The sequence below is a fragment of the Acidiphilium sp. MT5 genome (genome assembly GCF_054767495.1).
Window position 1 is genome coordinate 199,411 of record NZ_BAABMR010000005.1, and the last position, 18,355, is coordinate 217,765.

General features: G+C 62.0%; 17 protein-coding genes. 11 read left to right on the forward strand and 6 right to left on the reverse strand.

Annotation, left to right across the window (positions count from 1 at the left end):
- Nucleotides 1-120: 120 nt before the first annotated feature.
- From bchC to pufC, 9 genes are all read left to right on the forward strand, one after another.
- A complete protein-coding gene (bchC, locus tag ACYUCQ_RS07640) occupies nucleotides 121-1,074 on the forward strand; it encodes a chlorophyll synthesis pathway protein BchC (protein WP_460253922.1) in 954 nt (317 codons plus the stop codon).
- A complete protein-coding gene (locus ACYUCQ_RS07645) occupies nucleotides 1,071-2,045 on the forward strand; it encodes a chlorophyllide a reductase iron protein subunit X (RefSeq protein WP_460253923.1) in 975 nt (324 codons plus the stop codon). The genes bchC and ACYUCQ_RS07645 overlap by 4 nt, the downstream gene beginning before the upstream one ends.
- A gap of 3 nt (nucleotides 2,046-2,048) precedes the next feature.
- Nucleotides 2,049-3,518: a chlorophyllide a reductase subunit Y gene (gene bchY / locus ACYUCQ_RS07650; protein ID WP_460253924.1), complete on the forward strand. Its 1,470-nt coding sequence runs from the start codon at nucleotides 2,049-2,051 to the stop codon at nucleotides 3,516-3,518.
- Nucleotides 3,512-4,948, forward strand: a complete 1,437-nt coding sequence (bchZ, locus tag ACYUCQ_RS07655; RefSeq protein ID WP_460253925.1) for a chlorophyllide a reductase subunit Z — start codon at nucleotides 3,512-3,514, stop codon at nucleotides 4,946-4,948. Before bchY ends, bchZ begins: the two co-directional genes overlap by 7 nt.
- A 100-nt stretch (nucleotides 4,949-5,048) precedes the next feature.
- Nucleotides 5,049-5,327, forward strand: coding sequence for a light-harvesting antenna LH1, beta subunit (gene pufB / locus ACYUCQ_RS07660; protein WP_460253926.1), 279 nt, complete (start codon nucleotides 5,049-5,051; stop codon nucleotides 5,325-5,327).
- Between the two features lie 12 nt (nucleotides 5,328-5,339).
- Entirely contained in the window at nucleotides 5,340-5,519 is a 180-nt protein-coding gene (gene pufA / locus ACYUCQ_RS07665; RefSeq protein ID WP_460253927.1) for a light-harvesting antenna LH1, alpha subunit, read from the forward strand.
- A 96-nt stretch (nucleotides 5,520-5,615) separates the two neighbouring features.
- Nucleotides 5,616-6,452 (forward strand): photosynthetic reaction center subunit L, encoded by an 837-nt coding sequence (pufL, locus tag ACYUCQ_RS07670; protein ID WP_460253928.1) that lies wholly within the window; start codon nucleotides 5,616-5,618, stop codon nucleotides 6,450-6,452.
- Nucleotides 6,453-6,506: 54 nt separating this feature from the next.
- A complete protein-coding gene (gene pufM / locus ACYUCQ_RS07675) occupies nucleotides 6,507-7,484 on the forward strand; it encodes a photosynthetic reaction center subunit M (protein ID WP_460253929.1) in 978 nt (325 codons plus the stop codon).
- Nucleotides 7,481-8,665 (forward strand): photosynthetic reaction center cytochrome PufC, encoded by a 1,185-nt coding sequence (pufC, locus tag ACYUCQ_RS07680; protein WP_460253930.1) that lies wholly within the window; start codon nucleotides 7,481-7,483, stop codon nucleotides 8,663-8,665. Before pufM ends, pufC begins: the two co-directional genes overlap by 4 nt.
- A 92-nt stretch (nucleotides 8,666-8,757) precedes the next feature.
- Here the strand turns inward: pufC and rfaE1 are convergent, their stop codons facing one another.
- A complete protein-coding gene (gene rfaE1 / locus ACYUCQ_RS07685) occupies nucleotides 8,758-10,221 on the reverse strand; it encodes a D-glycero-beta-D-manno-heptose-7-phosphate kinase (RefSeq protein ID WP_460253931.1) in 1,464 nt (487 codons plus the stop codon).
- 96 nt (nucleotides 10,222-10,317) lie between these two features.
- Between rfaE1 and hslO the strand changes: the two genes are divergently transcribed.
- Both hslO and ACYUCQ_RS07695 read left to right on the forward strand, forming a co-directional pair.
- A complete protein-coding gene (gene hslO / locus ACYUCQ_RS07690) occupies nucleotides 10,318-11,313 on the forward strand; it encodes an Hsp33 family molecular chaperone HslO (protein WP_460253932.1) in 996 nt (331 codons plus the stop codon).
- 22 nt (nucleotides 11,314-11,335) lie between these two features.
- Nucleotides 11,336-12,019 carry a hypothetical protein gene (locus ACYUCQ_RS07695; protein WP_460253933.1) on the forward strand — a complete coding sequence of 228 codons (684 nt, stop codon included), beginning with the start codon at nucleotides 11,336-11,338 and terminating at the stop codon, nucleotides 12,017-12,019.
- Nucleotides 12,020-12,024: 5 nt separating this feature from the next.
- On the opposite strand, the gene ACYUCQ_RS07700 is transcribed toward ACYUCQ_RS07695, so the two are convergent.
- The 5 genes from ACYUCQ_RS07700 to ACYUCQ_RS07720 are packed head-to-tail and all read right to left on the reverse strand — an operon-like array spanning nucleotide 12,025 to nucleotide 18,338.
- Nucleotides 12,025-12,927 (reverse strand): tyrosine recombinase XerC, encoded by a 903-nt coding sequence (locus tag ACYUCQ_RS07700; protein ID WP_460253934.1) that lies wholly within the window; start codon nucleotides 12,925-12,927, stop codon nucleotides 12,025-12,027.
- Between the two features lie 4 nt (nucleotides 12,928-12,931).
- The gene (locus ACYUCQ_RS07705) at nucleotides 12,932-14,797 is read right to left on the reverse strand and encodes an ABC transporter ATP-binding protein (RefSeq protein WP_460253935.1); all 1,866 of its coding nucleotides are present in this window, start codon (nucleotides 14,795-14,797) and stop codon (nucleotides 12,932-12,934) included.
- Between the two features lies 1 nt (nucleotide 14,798).
- Complete coding sequence (locus ACYUCQ_RS07710) at nucleotides 14,799-15,686, reverse strand: ABC transporter permease (RefSeq protein WP_460253936.1); 888 nt, start codon at nucleotides 15,684-15,686, stop codon at nucleotides 14,799-14,801.
- Nucleotides 15,687-15,696: 10 nt separating this feature from the next.
- Nucleotides 15,697-16,650 carry an ABC transporter permease gene (locus tag ACYUCQ_RS07715; protein ID WP_460253937.1) on the reverse strand — a complete coding sequence of 318 codons (954 nt, stop codon included), beginning with the start codon at nucleotides 16,648-16,650 and terminating at the stop codon, nucleotides 15,697-15,699.
- Complete coding sequence (locus tag ACYUCQ_RS07720; protein WP_460253961.1) at nucleotides 16,647-18,338, reverse strand: peptide ABC transporter substrate-binding protein; 1,692 nt, start codon at nucleotides 18,336-18,338, stop codon at nucleotides 16,647-16,649. Before ACYUCQ_RS07720 ends, ACYUCQ_RS07715 begins: the two co-directional genes overlap by 4 nt.
- Nucleotides 18,339-18,355 lie beyond the last annotated feature (17 nt).

Here is an 18,355-nt window from a genome sequence, read left to right on the forward strand (position 1 = left end):
TCGGGTCAATTCACTTCCATATGTAAGTTTTGATTGACAAGTTTACGTGTCGGTTTAATCTGACAGTCAAGCCATCGTCGATGGCACCGCGCCGCCGATAAAAATTAACCGGAGAAACAATTGCCCCAGTCACCCATCCTCGATAGCCTCGCCGTCGTCATCGACGCGCCCAAGCAGGTCGCCTTGCGCCGCCTGACGTTGGACCCGATGGCCGATGGCGATGTGTTGGTCGAGATCGACTGGAGCAGCATCAGCGCTGGCACCGAAAAGCTGCTTTGGTCTGGCACCATGCCGCCCTTCCCCGGCATGGGCTATCCGCTGGTGCCGGGCTATGAGGCGGTCGGACGCATTACCGATGCTCTCGGCACTGCCAAAGCCCGCATCGGCCAAACCGTGTTCGTGCCCGGCGCACGTTGCTTTGGCGATGTGCGCGGCCTGTTCGGCGGCAATGCCGCGCGGGTGGTGCTGCCTGCCGCCCGTGCGATCACCATCGATGCCGATCTCGGCGATCGCGGTGTGCTGCTCGCCCTCGCCGCCACCGCCCAACATGCCCTCGCCATCGCTGGCCAAGCGCCGGACCTGATTATCGGCCATGGCGTGCTTGGGCGCCTGATGGCGCGCCTCGCCGTCGCCGCCGGTCATGCACCGATCGTGTGGGAGACCAATCCAGCACGCCAGGAGAGCGAGGCTGGCTACCACGTCCTCCACCCCGAGGCGGATCAGCGCCGCGATTATCGCTGCGTGATCGATGCCAGTGGCGATGCCAAAATCATCGATCTCGTGGTTGCGCGCCTCACCCGGGGTGGGCGGATCGTGCTCGCCGGCTTTTACCCTGGCCGGCTCGATTTCGCCTTCGCGCCGGCTTTCATGCGTGAAGCCAGCATCGCCATCGCCGCCGAATGGCAGCCCGCCGACCTCGATCATGTGCTGGCCTGCCTGCAACACCAAAAACTCTCGCTCGACGGGCTGATCACCCATCACGCCCCGGCCCACGCTGCGGCCGACGCTTACCATACCGCTTTCGGCGCCGCCGATTGTTTGAAGCTGCTCATCGACTGGAGACATAGCGCATGAACGCCAACCCTGGCCGCATCGCCCCGGATACTGACATCGCCGCCAGCCTCAGCGCGGCGTCGCCCAAAAAAACCCAGATCATCGCAATCTATGGCAAGGGCGGCATCGGTAAAAGCTTCACCCTCGCCAATCTCTCTTACATGATGTCACAGCTCGGCAAGCGCGTGCTGCTGATCGGTTGCGATCCCAAAAGCGATACCACGTCGCTCCTATTTGGTGGCCGCTCCTGCCCCACCATCATCGAAACCTCCTCGCGCAAAAAAGCCGCAGGCGAAGCCGTCCAAATCGGCGATGTGTGCTTCAAGCGCGATGGCGTCTTTGCCATGGAATTAGGCGGGCCGGAAGTTGGTCGCGGTTGCGGCGGGCGCGGCATCATTCACGGGTTCGAACTGCTCGATAAGCTCGGTTTTCACCAATGGGATTTCGATTACGTGCTGCTCGATTTCCTTGGTGACGTGGTGTGCGGCGGCTTTGGTCTGCCGATCGCCCGCGATTTATGCCAGAAAGTCATCGTGGTCGGCTCGAACGATTTGCAATCGCTCTATGTCGCGAACAATGTCTGCTCGGCGGTTGATTATTTCCGCAATCTCGGCGGCAATGTGGGCGTCGCTGGCCTCGTGATCAATAAGGATGATGGCACCGGCGAAGCCCAGGCCTTTGCCGAAGCTGTCGGCATCCCCGTGCTCGCAGCGATCCCTGCCGATGAAGATATTCGCCGCAAATCCGCCAATTACGAAATCGTCGGCCAGCTCGGCGGGCGTTGGGCGCCATTATTCGAGGCGCTCGGCGTGCAAGTGGCCGATGCCCCACCGATCCGGCCAAAGCCGCTGAGCCATGAGGGGCTGCTCGGTCTGTTCAAAGGCGATGCCGTTGGCCGGGGCGTGACCCTCAATCCGGCAACATTGGAGGATATGTGTGGATCGGACGTGCTGAATAAGCCCTCGCTCGAAGTGGTTTACGAGGGGGCCTGAGCCATGACCCCGCCTGATGGTCTTGCCCCCACCCCCGCGCCGCCCATTCCGGCGCCGCCCATCCCGGTGCCGCCCGTCGCTGCATCCTGTCATGGCGGCAAGGAAACCATGCAGCAGGCCGCCCGCGCCGCCGGCAAATCCGCAACCCTGGCCAAGCTGGCCGCCGATTACCCGCAAGGCCCGCACGATCAACCGCAATCCATGTGCCCCGCTTTCGGCTCGCTGCGCGTTGGTTTGCGGATGCGCCGGGTCGCGACCATTCTCTCTGGCTCGGCCTGCTGCGTCTATGGCCTGACCTTCACCTCGCATTTCTATGGCGCCCGCCGCAGCGTGGGGTATGTGCCGTTCGACTCCGAAACCCTGGTCACCGGCCAGCTCTTCGAAGACATCCGCAAAGCGGTGCGTGAAACCGCGCGGCCCGCCGATTATGATGCCGTCGTCATTATCAATCTTTGCGTCCCCACCGCCTCCGGCGTGCCGCTCGATTTGCTGCCCAAAGAAATCGATGGGGTGCGGATCATCGGGATCGACGTGCCAGGCTTTGGCGTGCCCACCCATGCCGAAGCCAAAGACGTGCTGACCGGCGCCATGCTGCGCTACGCTAGGCTCGAAGCCGAAGCGGGTGCGGTGGCACGGCCCCGTGGCCCGCTCGCTGCAGGCCCGAAAGTAACGCTGATCGGCGAATTATTCCCCGCCGACCCGCCAGGAATCGCCGCCCTGCTCGCGCCGATGGGCCTATCGCTCAGCCCAGCAGTTCCCGCGCGCGAATGGCGTGATCTATATGGCGCGCTTGATTGCGCAATCGCCGCTGCGGTGCATCCGTTCTACACCGCGAGTATCCGCGAATTTCGCGAAGCGGGCCGTGCCGTCGTCGGATCAGCCCCGGTTGGCGAGGCCGCCACCGCCGATTGGCTCGATGCCATTGGCCGGGCCGTGAATATCGATGCCAAAACCATCGATCTTGCCAAAGCCAAAGCCCTAGCACCCATCCGTGCTGTCATGGCCGCCAACCCGGTCGATGCGCGCATGATCGTCTCGGGCTACGAAGGCTCCGAACTCTTGATCGCCCGGCTGCTGATCGAAGCGGGTGCCACCATTCCCTATGTCGGCACCGCTTTGCCGCGCACCGAATGGAGCGATCCTGATCGCGAATGGCTCGAAGCCCAAGGCACCCATGTGCAATATCGCGCCTCGCTGGAACAAGACATCGCAGCGATGCGCGAGGTTAACCCTGACCTCGCCTTGGGCACCACCCCGCTTGTCCAAGCCGCCAAAGAGCAAGGCACACCGGCGGTCTATTTCACCAACATCGTCTCCGCCCGCCCGGTGTTCGGCGCTGCCGGCGCTGCCGCGTTGCCCGCCATTGTCAACACCCAAAGCAAAGGGCGCGAGCGCTTCTCGCGCATGATCAGCTTTTTCGATCCACCCAAAGCCACCGCCCAAACCGCGCATAAGGAGCCCGCATCATGTTAGTGCAGGATCATGATCGCGCCGGCGGCTATTGGGGGGCGGTCTATGCGTTCAGCGCGGTAAAGGGCCTGCGCGTGGTGATTGATGGGCCGGTCGGGTGCGAAAACCTGCCCGTCACCGCCGTGCTACATTATACCGACGCGCTGCCCCCGCATGAATTACCCATCGTGGTCACCGGGTTGGATGAAGATTCGCTCTCAATGACCGGCACCGAAGGGCCGATGAAGCGCGCCGCCGCGGCGGGCGATCAAAAACTACCCGCCGTGGTGGTCACCGGCAGCATCGCTGAGATGATCGGCGGCGGCGTCACCCCCGAAGGCTCCAACCTCAAGCGGTTCCTGCCGCGCACCATCGATGAAGATCAATGGCAAAGTGCGGACCGGGCCTTGGTTTGGCTGTGGCACGAATTTGGCAACGCCAAAGCCAAGCGTCCGGAGCGCAAAACCGAAAAACCGCTGATCAATCTGATCGGCCCGATGTATGGCACCTTCAACATGCCCTCGGACCTCGCGGAAATCCGCCGTCTGGTCGAGGGGATCGGCGCTGAAATCAACATGGTGTTCCCGCTCGGTGCGCCAATCAAGGATATTCCGAAACTGGCCGATGCCAGCGTCAATATCTGTCTCTATCATGAATTTGGTCGCAAACTCTGCGAGGAATTGGGCAAGCCCTATTTGATGGCGCCGATGGGGTTCTTCGCGACCACCAATTTCCTGCGCAAGCTCGGCGAATTGACCGGCCTTGACCCCGAACCCTTCATCGCCCGCGAAAAAACCGAAACCATCAAGCCGATCTGGGATCTCTGGCGCAGCGTCACCCAGGATTTCTTCGCCACCGCCAGCTTCGGCGTGGTCGCCACCCAAACCTATGCCCGGGGCATTCATCGCCTGCTGCATGAGGAGCTGGGCATCCCCTGCAGTTTCACGGTCGAGCGCAAACCAGGCGTTAAACCTGACAATGACGCCGTGCGCCGGAAAATCGCCGAAAACCCGCCACTGGTGTTATTTGGCTCCTATAATGAGCGCATGTACGCCGCTGAGCGCGGTGGCCGTTCAATGTATATCCCGGCCTCATTTCCCGGCGCGATCATTCGCCGTGCCACGGGCACGCCGTTCATGGGATATGCAGGTGCAACCTACATTGTTCAAGAATATTGCAACGCTTTGTTCGATGCCTTGTTCTTCATCCTGCCGCTCGGCACCGAGCTTGATAAAATCGATCCGACACCCGCGAAATCCGATGCGGTTCTGCTCTGGGATGACACCGCGTTGCGCGCGCTTGATCAAGCCGTGGCGAGTGAGCCGTTCCTGATCCGCATTTCCGCCGCCAAACGCCTGCGCGATCGTGCCGAAACGGCGGCCCGCGCCGCCGGCAGCGATCGCGTAACCCTCAGCCATCTCGCCAGCGCCGCCCCTGATCGGGTGCCGGCATGATGGTGCGGCACAGCATGCACCGGCCTTGGCCGGGCAACCCCATGGACGCCATCCTCACCGGTGGTTCCATCTCCCCGCGCGGAGTGCGCACGGAAACGGCATGGTGCCGCAAGGCATTATGTTCTTTGGTAACGGAGTAATTATGTCAACCTCAACTCAGGAACGGGAAGGCTCGCTTAGCGGGCTCACCGAACGGGAAGCGAAAGAGTTTCATGGAATTTTCATGATGAGCTTTGTCGCTTTTGTCGTGATCGCCGCGATCGCGCATTTCCTGGTCTGGCAATGGCGCCCCTGGATTCCGGGACCCCATGGCTACGCCATGCTGATGCTCGATCATGCACGGGTCGGGGTCAGTCATCTGACCACGCTCATTGGTTAAGGAGGATAGATCATGTGGCGCATGTGGCTGCTGTTCGATCCGCGCAGAGTTCTCACCGCACTCGGGGTATTCCTGTTTGTGTTGGCTCTGCTGATTCACTTCATCCTGCTCAGCACCCCCCGGTTCGATTGGCTGGGTGGCGCACCGGCCGTGACGGCGGCACAAATGTCGTCAATGCCGGCGAGCAAATAGCCTTCACGCTCAGCGTGATCGGAACCCCGAGGCTCGCTTTGCGAGGCTCGGGGACCACCGACACTAACAGGTTAGGGCACGGAAAGGACCAACCCGATGGCGATGCTCAGTTTTGAACAAAAATACCGCGTCCGCGGCGGTACGTTAATTGGCGGCGATTTATTCGACTTCTGGGTTGGCCCCTTCTATGTCGGCTTCTTTGGGGTCACCACTGCATTTTTCTCACTCCTCGGCACCCTGCTGATCGTCTGGGGGGCCGCAATCGGGCCGACCTGGAATATCTGGCGCATCAACATAGCCCCCCCTGCCCTGCATTACGGGCTCGGCCTCGCTCCGCTCGCCCATGGCGGCCTTTGGCAAATCATCACGGTCTGTGCTCTCGGCGCATTCTTCTCATGGGCCCTGCGCGAAGTGGAAATCTCTCGCAAACTTGGCATCGGCCTGCATGTGCCCGCCGCCTTCGGCGTCGCGATCTTTGCTTATGTCTCGCTCGAAGTGATCCGGCCGTTATTAATGGGCGCCTGGGGGGTGGCATTTCCTTATGGCATCATGAGCCATCTCGATTGGGTCTCGAACACCGGCTACGCCTACGTCAATTTCGAATATAACCCGATGCACATGGTCGCGGTAACCTTGTTCTTCACCACCACCCTCGCTTTGTCGCTGCATGGCTCCCTGGTGCTGGGGGCGATCAACCCGGCCAAAGGCGAGGTCGTGAAATTCGCCGAACATGAAGACACGTTCTTCCGCGATATCATCGGCTATTCAATCGGCACATTGGGCATCCATCGTCTTGGCCTGTTCCTCGCGCTGGGTGCGGTGTTCGCGTCAGCCGCCTGTATTCTGATTTCGGGCCCGTTCTGGACCCAAGGATGGCCCTCCTGGTGGGGCTGGTGGCTGCATCTGCCGATCTGGACTGCGGCAGGCCATTAGACAGGAGCATGAACATGACGACAATCATAACAACCCGTCAGTTAGAGGTCTATCATGCCTGAATATCAAAACCTGTTCTCCCGCGTGCAAGTGCGCGGTCCGGCAAGTCACGGCATTCCCGTGGCACCGGGCGGAATCTGGAACCGGCAAGGCAAGCCGATATTCAGCCATCTGCTCGGCCAAATCGGCAACGCTCAGGTCGGCCCGGTCTATCTCGGCACGTTGGGAATGGCCTCGCTGATCTGCGGCTTCATCGCCTTTGAAATCATCGGGCTGAATATGTGGGCCTCGGTCCATTGGAACCCGATCCTGTTCGTGCGCGATCTGCCCTGGCTCGCGCTCGAACCACCGCCGCCCTCCTACGGCCTGCATCTGCCGCCATTAGCGCAAGGCGGCTGGTGGCTGTTGGCTGGTTTCTTCCTCACCACCTCGCTCATTCTCTGGTGTGCGCGCATCTATCGCCGCTCGCGCCAACTCGGCATCGGCACCCATACCGCCTGGGCCTTTGCCTCGGCCATCTGGCTCTATCTGGTGCTCGGCTTCATCCGCCCGATCCTAATGGGCAGCTGGGGCGAAGCACCACCCTTTGGCATCTTCCCGCATCTGGACTGGACGGTTGCGTTTTCGCTCCGCTACGGCAATCTCTATTACGATCCGTTCCACATGCTCTCCATCGTGTTCCTCTATGGCTCGGTTCTGCTGTTTGCGATGCATGCCGCCACCATCCTGGCCGTCGGGCGCTTTGGCGGCGAGCGCGAAGTGGAACAAACGGTTGATCGTGGCACCGCCTCGGAGCGCGCTGGCTTGTTCTGGCGCTGGACCATGGGCTTTAACGCCACCATGGAGTCAATCCATCGCTGGGCGTGGTGGTTCGCGGTGCTCTGCCCACTCACCGGCGGCATCGGCATTCTGCTCACCGGCACGGTGGTCGATGATTGGTTCCTCTGGGCCGTGAAACATCATATCACCGCCCCCTACCCCCATATTTATGGCAGCGTGACCGATCCGGCTGCTATGGGAGCAAAACAATGAGAGTCTCCATCCCGCTCCTCGGTATGGTCGGCGCCCTCGCACTCGGTGTGGTCGCCGTCCTCACGCTCAGCCGTCCGCCGGTCGTCTCGATCCAGCGCGGCTATCGTGGCACCGGCATGCAGCTTGAATATACGCCGCATCAAATCGAAACGACGTTCAAGACCAACCAAGCACCCGCCGTCATCCCTCTCACCAATGCCGGCCCCGCTGCCGGCACCATCTACAAGAACGTGCAAGTGCTGAAAAACGTGCCGGTCAGCGCCTTTGCTGGCATCATGGTGTCGATGACCCAATGGGTGGCGCCAAAACAAGGCTGCGGCTATTGCCATGTCGCTGGTAATTTTGCCTCCGATGCGAAATATACCAAACGCGTCGCCCGGCGCATGATCCAAATGACGCTTTACATCAATTCGAATTGGAAACAACACGTCAAGAATGTCGGCGTCACGTGCGAGACGTGCCATCGTGGCAATAACGCACCGAGCCAGGTTTGGTTTAAAGGCGTGCCCAGCATCGCAGCCGGCGGGCTGACCCAAGGCTTCACCGGCGAAGCCTTGCCCTCCGCCGCCGCCGATGGCTCGGCTCTCGCCTCAGACCCCTTCACCCCCTTCCTGCTCGGGCATGATAAAATCCGGGTGAGCGGCACCACCGCACTGCCGAACGGCAATCGGATGTCAGTGCAGCAAACCGAATGGACCTACGCGCTGATGATGAGCTATTCGAGCGCGCTCGGCGTTAATTGCGATTATTGCCACAATACCCGCGCCTTCAACAAATGGAGCGAAAGCACACCGCAACGGGTGATCGCCTATTACGGCCTGCACATGGTTCGCGCCCTCAATAACGACTACATGGTGCCGCTAACGGGAACCTTCCCGCACGCCATGCTAGGTCCGAGCGGTGATGTGGCGAAAATCAATTGCGCCACCTGCCACCAGGGCGCCTACAAGCCTCTGCTCGGGGCCAAAATGGCTGCAAAATTCCCGTATCTGGAAGGCCCCGGCAACCTTGCTGATCCGAACCCGAAATCACCAGCCGCCAGCGGCGAAGCCGATCCGGCGATGATCACGATGACTGCCGCCACCGCCACACCGGCCGCCGCATCGCCATCATCCAGCCCGGCTTCAACCGGCACCAACGCGGCACCTGCATCGTCGGCACCCACCTCGCCGGCCCAATAACCCCCCTGCGTCGCTTTATGACGCATCAGGGCGCGGGGTTACTCCCGCGCCCTCTTTTTTTGCCTGTCACGCCGTGGCTAAATGAGTTTCGCTCAGCCGCGTAGCCGCTGCACCGTTGCCGTCGTCGAATGGCCGGGCAGTAAATCCGCCAACATGACTTTGCCGCCCCAGGATTCCACCTCACGGGCGCCCACCACCGTGTCGCGGGTATAATCTGACCCCTTGATCAACACATCGGGCCGGATCATCGAGAGCAAATCCAGCGGCGTATCCTCCTCGAAAATCACCACCAAATCGACACTGGCGAGCGAGGCCAAAACCGCCGCTCGCGCGGCCTCCGATTGCACGGGCCGGCTCACCCCCTTCAGCCGCCGCACCGAGGCATCGGCGTTGATCCCCACAATCAACCGGTCACACGCCGCCCGGCATTGCTCCAGCAAATGCACATGCCCCGGATGCAGCAAATCAAAACACCCATTGGTAAAGCCCACCCGCCAGCCGCGCTGGCGCCAACGCTCAGCCGCCTCCGCCGCCGTGGCCCGGGTCACCACCTTGCGCAACGCCCCCGATGCCGGCTTGATCGCGTCGATTAAATCATGGGGCCGCGCCGTCGCGGTGCCCACCTTGCCCACCACCAGACCCGCCGCGATATTGGCCAACCGGCAAGCCACCGGCAGTTCCAACCCCGCCGCCAGCCCCGCCGCCACCACGGCCACAACAGTATCCCCCGCGCCGGACACGTCATAAACCTCCGCCGCCTCCGCCGGGTAATGGCGCACTGTTCCGTCATTGGTCACCAAACTCATCCCATCTTCCGATCGGGTGACCAAAATCGCTCCAAAGCCCAGCCGCTCGATCAGGCTGCGCGTCGCCGCCACAATCTGCGCCTCATCCTCCACCGGCAATCCGCTCGCCTCCGCCAATTCGCGCCGGTTTGGCGTCAGCAAATCCGCCCCCGCATAATGCGACCAATCGGCCCCTTTCGGATCAACAATCAACGTGCGCCCCAAGCCACGGGCCTGACTGATCAAGCTGCGGGCAATCCCCGGCGCCAGCACGCCTTTGCGATAATCCGAGAGGATCGTCACCGAAGTCGCCGCCATCGCATCCGAGGCGATGCGCACCAGCCGATCAGCCAATTTATCGGGCAATTGCCGCACCTGCTCACGATCCGAGCGCAGCAAATGCTGCCCCGCCGCGATAAACCGGGTCTTGACCGTCGTGGCCCGGCCATTCTCCACCAGCAACCATGGCTCGACCTGATTTTGCCCGCCAATCAGCGCGGTCAAATCCGAGCCTTCCTGATCATCGCCGACCACCGAGACAAAAGCCGTCGCCGCATCCAGCGCCGTCAGGTTGCGCACCACATTGCCCGCTCCGCCCGGCATCGCAATCTCACGGGTCACCGTGAAAATCGGCACCGGCGCTTCGGGACTGATCCGCTCCACCCGACCATAAACATACCGATCCAGCATCAGATCGCCGACCACCAGCACATTCGCCCGTGCCAACTGCCCGACCGCCCCGATCAGATCGCCATCGCCCAACTCGCTCATCGGTTTTCACCCATAGGTGATGGCTAGCTTGCCAAACGCATTCCGGCAAGCACCATGATGGCAAATCCGCGTCAAACCCCCTATCTAGGGATCACGATGACCCAGACCCCCGATTTTCTCGATGTTTCCCGCCCCGACGTCCCTGACCTGTCCGTGCCACGCGGCGTCACCCCGTTCTTTTTGCCCAAGCTGCCCGTGCGCGGCCGTCTGGTGCGCCTTGGCCCGCTCGCCGATGCGCTATTGACCCGCCATGATCATCCCGCCCCGGTGCGCGCCCTGCTCGGCCAGGCCTTGGCCCTGGTCGCCGGTCTTGCCACCGCCCTGAAATTCTCCGGCTCCTTCTCGCTGCAAGCCAAAGGCGATGGCGCGGTGCCGCTGCTGCTCGCCGATTGCACCGATACCGGCGCCCTGCGCGGCTATGCCCGCATCGCCGATGATCTGCCGCTCCCCGAAACGCACCAAGCCCGCGCGCTGATGGGCGATGGCTATCTCGCCCTCACCGTCGATCAAGGGCCAGACTCAGAACGCCACCAAGGCATCGTCACGCTCGAAGGGGAAACCCTCGCCGATATGGCGCTGCATTATTTCTCGACCAGCGAGCAGCTCCCCTGCGCCATCCACCTCGCCTGCGCCGAGACCCCGCATGGCTGGCGCGCCGCCGCCCTGATCGTCGAGCGGATCGCCGGCGCTGGCGGCGTCGATCCTGCCCTCTCCGAAGCCGAGCAAGACGAAGCCTGGCGCACCGCCAAAATCCTCGCCGCCACCATCACCGATGCCGAATTGCTCGATGACACCCTGCCCGCCGAGCGCGTGCTGTACCGGCTGTTCCACGGCGAAGGCGTCGCCGCCGATCGCCCGCGCCCGCTGGCCTATGGCTGCCGCTGCTCGCGCGCGCGCCTCGCGGACCTGCTGAACGGCTTCGCCCCGGATGATCTCGATCACATGGCCATCGAGGGCACCATCACCATGACCTGCGAGTTCTGCAATGTCGATTTCCGCTTCCCGCGCGCCCCGATCGGCCAATCCGACGCTGCCGAGCCAGACGCTGCCGAGCCAGACGCGCAAACCGCCCATCCACGCCCGAATGCCTAACCCGACACCGGAAGGAGCCTCCATGACCCTCAATCGCCGCCTGCTCTTCAGCACCACCCTTCTGCTCCCGCTCAGCCTTGCTGCCTGCACATCAACGCCGGTGCCAACCCGTTTCGCGCCGCTCAGCTACAGCTACTTGCCGCCAATCACACTGAAAGTGGCCAGTATTCGGGTGCGGGATCGCTATGTGCCCAGCCCCGGCGCCGCCACCATGATTGCTCAAGCGCCCGAAGCACCCGCCACCGCCCTCACCACCATGGCGCAGCAACGACTGGTCGCCGATGGCGCGCCCGGCGCGGCCACCTTCATCATCAAACGCGCCTCGCTCGATCAAATCGGCGGCCAACTCACCGGCACCCTCGCCGTCGAACTTCTGATCCGCACCAGCAACGGCCAGCAAGTCGGCTATGCCGAAGCCTCGGTCTCGCGCAGCGAACCCGCACCCAGCGTCGGTGCCAGCCAAGCGCGGATCCGCGCGGCGCTCTACCAAATGACCGAGCACATGATGAACGACATGAATGTTCAATTCCAATACCAGGTCCAGCGCAGCCTGCCTGACTGGTTGGCCTATGGCGCGGCGATGCCCTCAGCCACCCCACCCAGCAATCCCGGCATGAGCGGCATCGCTGCCCAACCGCTCAACGCGCCCCCACTTTCCGCCCCGTCACTTTCCACCCCGTCACTTCCCGCATCACCGAACCAGTAATCCGGTCACGCGCGCGGATGCGCCGCGCGCCAAACCTTGAGCAACGCCGCCTCATCGAGGGCCGTATAGCGCTGGGTGGTCGAGAGGCTGGCATGCCCCAGCAATTCCTGGATCGCACGCAAATCCGCGCCCGCCCGCAGCAAATGTGTCGCAAAAGAATGGCGCAGCGCGTGCGGCGTGGTGTGCTCAGGCAAACCCTGCGCCCGCCGGAAATTGCGCAGCAAGCGCTGCACCACCCCCGGATTGAGCCTGTTGCTCCGCACGCCCGGAAACATCGGCTGATCCGCAGCACCGCCAATCTCCCGCCGCCACGCCTCAACCGCATCACGCACCACCGCCAAAACCGGCACCAGCCTTTGCTTGCCGCCTTTGCCGCGCACCAAGAGCGGTGCCGCCGCACTTGGCCAATCACGCCAATCGAGCGCCAAAGCCTCACTGATCCGCAAGCCCGCGCCGTATAACAGCGCCATCAGCGCCGTATCCCGCGCCGCCATCGCGCCATCGCCAATCGCCGACACCACCGTGCGCGCCTGCACCTCCTCCAGCGCCCGCGCCAAAGGCCGCTTGGCGCGCGGCGTGCCGATCAAGCGCGGCGCCTGATTGGCAATCGCGTAGCGCCGCTCCAAAAACCGAAAAAACCCACGGATCGCCGCCAGTTTCTTCGCCCGCGTCGCCCCATCAATCCCCGCCTGCGCCCGGTCCGCCAAATAGGCCCGCAAATCGCCGAGACTAACCGCCGCCAGCGCCGCACCATCCGGCTCCGCGCCAAAATGCCGACTCAAAAACCCCAAAAACTCGGCAATATCGCGCCCATAGGTCGCAACCGTCAGCGCCGCCGCGCGCCGCTCGCCAGCCAGATGCGCCAAATACGCGGCGCGGAAATCCACCGCCGAGCACGGCGCTGTCACGCTCTCAACCTGTCTTATCCGCGACCGCGACAGCCCCGCTCACCGCCCCCGCCTGATTGATCGCACGGAAATGCGGCGAGGCCGCGACCAGCTCCTGGGTATAGGAACTTTGCGGCGCACCAAGCACCGATGCCGCATCGCCCATTTCCATCAACTGCCCGCCCCGCAACACCGCAATCGTATCGGCCATATAACTGACCGCCGCGATGTCATGACTGATCAAAATATAGCTCAACCCGTCACTTTCGGCCAAATCCTTCAACAAATTCAACAACATCGCTTGCGTCGAGACATCCAAACTCGATGTCGGCTCATCAAGCACGATAATCGCCGGCTTGGTCGCCAGCGCCCGCGCAATCGCAATGCGCTGCGCCTGCCCGCCGGACACCGCCATCGGAAACTGCGACATCATCCGCTCATTCAACCCAACCCGGTCCAGCAGCGCCACCGCCGCATCCCGGCGCGCCCGCGCACCGACCATACCGGCCAATTTCAGCGGCTCGGCCACAATCTCGCCAATGCGCATGCGCGGATTGAGCGATTCCCGCGGGTCTTGAAACACCACCTGCACACCGCGCCGCGCCGCGCGCCGCTCGCGCCCGTGCATCACCGAGAAATCATGCCCATCCAAAATCACCCGCCCATGATACGGGATCATTTGCAACACAGCGCGCCCCAGCGTCGATTTTCCCGATCCGCTTTCGCCCACTACCCCCAAACACTGGCCGCGCCGGAGCGAAAACGAAATATCGCTCAGCGCCCGCAGCCGATCGCGCCCGCCAAACAAGCCGCGCACAAAGCTCGTCGCACTGCGCGCATAATCAACGCCCACCGCATCGGCCTGCAACACCACCGGGCCGGTATTGTGCGCATGCGCCACCGCCTGCTCGCTCACGCCCAACGGCTCCGGCGTGATCGTCCGCCCCCGGCGGCACGCAAACATCGTGCCGCCCATGCTGTCCGCGGCCGGATAGGCTTCGTCGCACGCATCCTCCCGATAGGCGCAGCGCGGCGCAAACCGGCAGCCGGGCGGGCGGGTCTCTGGATCAGGCAAATTCCCCGGGATCGAGACCAGCCGCGCCTGCCCCAGCCGTGGCACCGCGCCCAACAAGGCCTGACTATAGGGATGGCGGGGCTGCTCAAAAAACGACCGCGCACGGCCCCACTCCACCGACCGTCCCGCATAGAGCACATGCACCTGATCGGCATGCTCCTCCACCACCGACAAATCATGGGTGATGAACAACACCCCCATCTGCCGCTCGCGCCGCAGCCGGGTCAGCAACGCCATGATCTGCCGCGCCACCAGCAAATCCAACCCCGTCGTCGGCTCATCGGCAATCAGCAATTTGGGCGAACAGGCCAGCGCCATCGCAATCATCACCCGCTGGCGCATCCCGCCGGAAAATTGATGCGGATAATCATCAAGCCGGTCCGCCGGGTTGGGAATCCCCACCTCGCCGAACAATTCCAACGCCCGCGCCCGCGCCGCCCGGTCGCTCTCACCGGTATGCAGCCGATAAACCTCGGTAATCTGCGCCCCCACCCGCGTCGAAGGGTTCAGCGCCGAAAGCGGATTTTGAAACACCATGCCAATGTCGCGCCCGCGCACCTTGCGCATCGCGGCATCCGACAATGTGGTCAAATCCTGCGCGCCCAGCATCACCCGGCCCGACGTGCTCGCCCCGCGCGGCAGCAGCCGGATCACCCCCAACGAGGCAATCGTCTTGCCCGAGCCGCTTTCGCCCACCAAAGCCGTCATCTCCCCCGCCGCGACGGTGAGATTAATATCATCCAAAATCGGCACATTCTTGCCGCGCCCGCGCTTGAGCGCCACCGAGAATTGATCCAGCGTCAATACCGCACTCATCTCAGCGCCCCTCGCCCAAACGCGCCAGGATGCCCTGGCCAATCAAATTGGTCGCCACGATCGACGCGAAAATCATGATCGCCGATGGAAAAATCATCCACCACGGATTGAGCGCGATCAAATTCAGCCCGGTTTGCAACAACCCGCCCCAACTGGTCATCGGCGGCTTCACCCCCAGCCCCAGAAAGCTCAAGCCCGACAGCGCCAGCACCGAATCACCGAGCAAAAAGGTGAAATTCACCACCAAAATCGGCGCCATCACCCGCAGCAAATGCACCCGCGCCACATACCAGGTGCCGCCGCCAAATTGCCGCGTCGCCAGCACAAAATCCCGCCCCCGCTGCGAAATCGCCTCATTGCGCACCAACCGCGCCAGCCCCGGCCACGAGGTCAGCCCGAGCAGCAAAATCAGCTCGGAATTACTCGGCGCCAAGAGCGACGCGAAAAAAATCAACACCACCAAACCAGGGAGCGCCAAAAACGCATCAAGCACCCGCATCAACACCTTATCCACCCAGGCCGGCAGCAAAGCGGACGCCAACCCATAAATCAGCCCGATGGCAAAGGTGAGCAACGCCGCCGGGATCGCCACGACCATGGTGGTAAACCCGCCTTGGATCAGCCTTGCCAGTTCGTCGCGCCCAATCTGGTCCGTGCCCAGCGGAAACGCCCCGCTCGGCGGCTGAAACGCGTGATGCCCATGGATCGCGACCGGGCTCGCCGGGTAAACCAGCCCGCCCAGAAAGCAAAACAGCAAAATCAGCGCCATCAGCACCAAACCGCTGACCAACATGGTCCGATCGCCCATCCAACCGAGCAGCCGCGCCGTCGCACTCCGGCGCAATGCGCCCCCCGGAGCCGCCATATTTTCCGCCAATGAGAGACTCATCGCGCCCTCCTCAATCGTAAATTTCGCGTGGATCAAGCAAACCATTCACCAGATCAGCCAGCAAATTGCCAACCACGGTGATCACCCCGAGCAACAGCACAATCCCCGAAACCACCGGATAATCCTGCGACAATGCCGAACGCCACAATAAATATCCAAGCCCCGGATAGTTAAACACCGATTCCACCAACACCGAGCCGACAAAAATCCCCGGAAACGACAGCCCCAAAATCGTCACCAAAGGCCGCAGCGCATTGCGCAGCACATGGCCAAACAGTACCGCCCGGAAGGTCAGCCCCTTGGCCAGGGCCGTGCGCACATAATCCTTGTTCAACTCCTCATGCACCGAGGCGCCGAAATAGCGCGACAACCCCGACACACCGAGCAAACCCACAGTCAAAATCGGCAAAATCAAATGCCGCGCATAATCAAGCGCACCCGGATGCGCGATCCGCAAATCCGTAATCCCGCCGGTCGGCAATACCTGCCATTCAACCCCGAAATACAAAATGAACATGGTGCCAACAAAAAAGGTCGGCAGCGCATACGCCGCCAACTGAAACGCCCCGATCAACCGCGCCGGCCAGCGCCCCCAGGTCACGCCCTGCACCAGCCCAATGCCAATCGATAACACCACCGCGAGCACAATCGCGCCAATATACAGCAACAGCGTATTGCCCAAATATTCCGCAATCAGCTCCGTCACCGGCCGATTGAGCAAATAGGAAAAACCCAACCGCCCCTGCAACAAATGCCACCACCAGATGAAATACTGGTCCCACCAGGGCACATTCAGCCCCAGCCGCGCATTCAGCGCCTTCACCGCCGCCGGCGTCGCCTTCTGCCCCAAAATCGAAAAGGCCGGCCCGCCCGGCGTCGCATGGGTCATCGCGAACACCACGCTGACCAGAATAATCAGCGTCAATATCGAGGTCAGTAATCGCTTGGTGATCATCCTGATCATTTTTTCGCTCCTTGTTCCGCCATGATCGCAGGCGGCAACGGCTTCACCTTGGCAGCCCGGCAATCGGGCCGGGTAAAATAGAGATATTGCGGCGACCAAGTTCCCATCGGGCTCAAAAACATATTCACCCCCCGAATGCCTTTCCGGGCCAACACAATCGAGCCGGTCACCCCCGAAAAAATCTCCGGCTGCTGCTCTTCGGCATAATCCTCATAGCGATAAAATGCCTTCATGCCCGGCGCGGTATCGACCTTTGCCAACAGCCGATCCATCTTTTTATCGCTATATCCCTCAACATTGATCGGGGCGCCGGTGCGGAAAAACGGCCCGCCACTCGGGAAATTACCGTCACCAATACTCAGGATCGTCGCTTCCCATTCATCCGGATTGCCGAGCATGGCAATCGCTTGATTAAGCGTCACCACCCGAATTTTCATCTCCACGCCAATCGCCCGCCATTCTTGCTGGATAAACTCGGTCCCCAGCATCGATGTTGCCCCCCCGGAGGGCAGCTTCACCACAAAGGACAGTCGCTTTCCGTCTTTCACCCGGATACCATCCGGCCCGCGCAGCCAACCCGCCGCCCGCAACAGCGCCCGCGCCTTCGCCGGATCAAACCCCACCGGATACTGCCCCGCCCGCGCCGAGGGCGATAAAAAAGTCGGCGGGACCGTCGGCACCGGGCCGTACTGCGTCGGGGCCAGCCCATGCTCCAGTAATTTACTAATCTCCGCCTGATCAATCGCATCAGCCAACGCCTGGCGCACCCGCACATCGCGAAAAAACGCCACTTTCGGGTTGCGGAAATTCAGGAGCGTAAATCCGGTGCGAAATGACGGCGCCATCTTGATCCGCCGCACCCCGCTCAACCGATATTGCTCCGGCCATAGCGAGAACGGCAAATTACTCATATCCAATGTGCCGGTGCGCAAGCCCTCAATTTCCGAGCCAGCCGAATGCAAAAACTTCACAATAAACCGCTTAATCTGCGATTTATGCCCCCTATAGCTGGGGTTCGGCACAAAAATCATATGCCGCCCCATCGCATAGCTCTCAATCTGATAAGGCCCGTCCACCACTTTGAAAAACGCCGGATCGGATTGCCGCCGCCACATCTGATTAACGCTGTAGCGCCCCCAAACATGCGCGGGCAGCGGCTCCAATGTCGCTAACCCGGTCAGTTCGAACCATTCCGGATTAACCGGATGCACCATCGTCACCTGAAATTTTTCCGGCCCCAGCAACGTGAAATGCTTAACCAGCGTCGGAATCCCGCCATCGCCATAACCCCGATAGGTCGGCCCCATCTTCTTGATCATATCGAACATATATTTGACGTCCGAACTAGTCACCGGAACCCCATCCGACCACACCCACGGCTTCATCGTCACCGTGAACACCGTGTCATCCTTCGAAACATCAATCGAGGTCGCCATGCTGCGCGACCATTCAATTTTGTGCGCCCGATTAACCCAAATCAACCCGTAAAACAGCAGCCCAATCGCCTCATCATCATCGCCCGAAGCGGCAAACAGCGGATTGAGCGAGGTCACTGACCCCGGCGGCACACCAGTTCCCAAAGCCGTCGGCACAATCACCGTGCCACACACCCGCGCCGCCGCGTCAGCCTGCTTCATTGCCACCCAAAATCCAGACAGCCCCGCCAGCAGCGCCGCCACCGGCACCATCGCCAACAAGCGTCGGA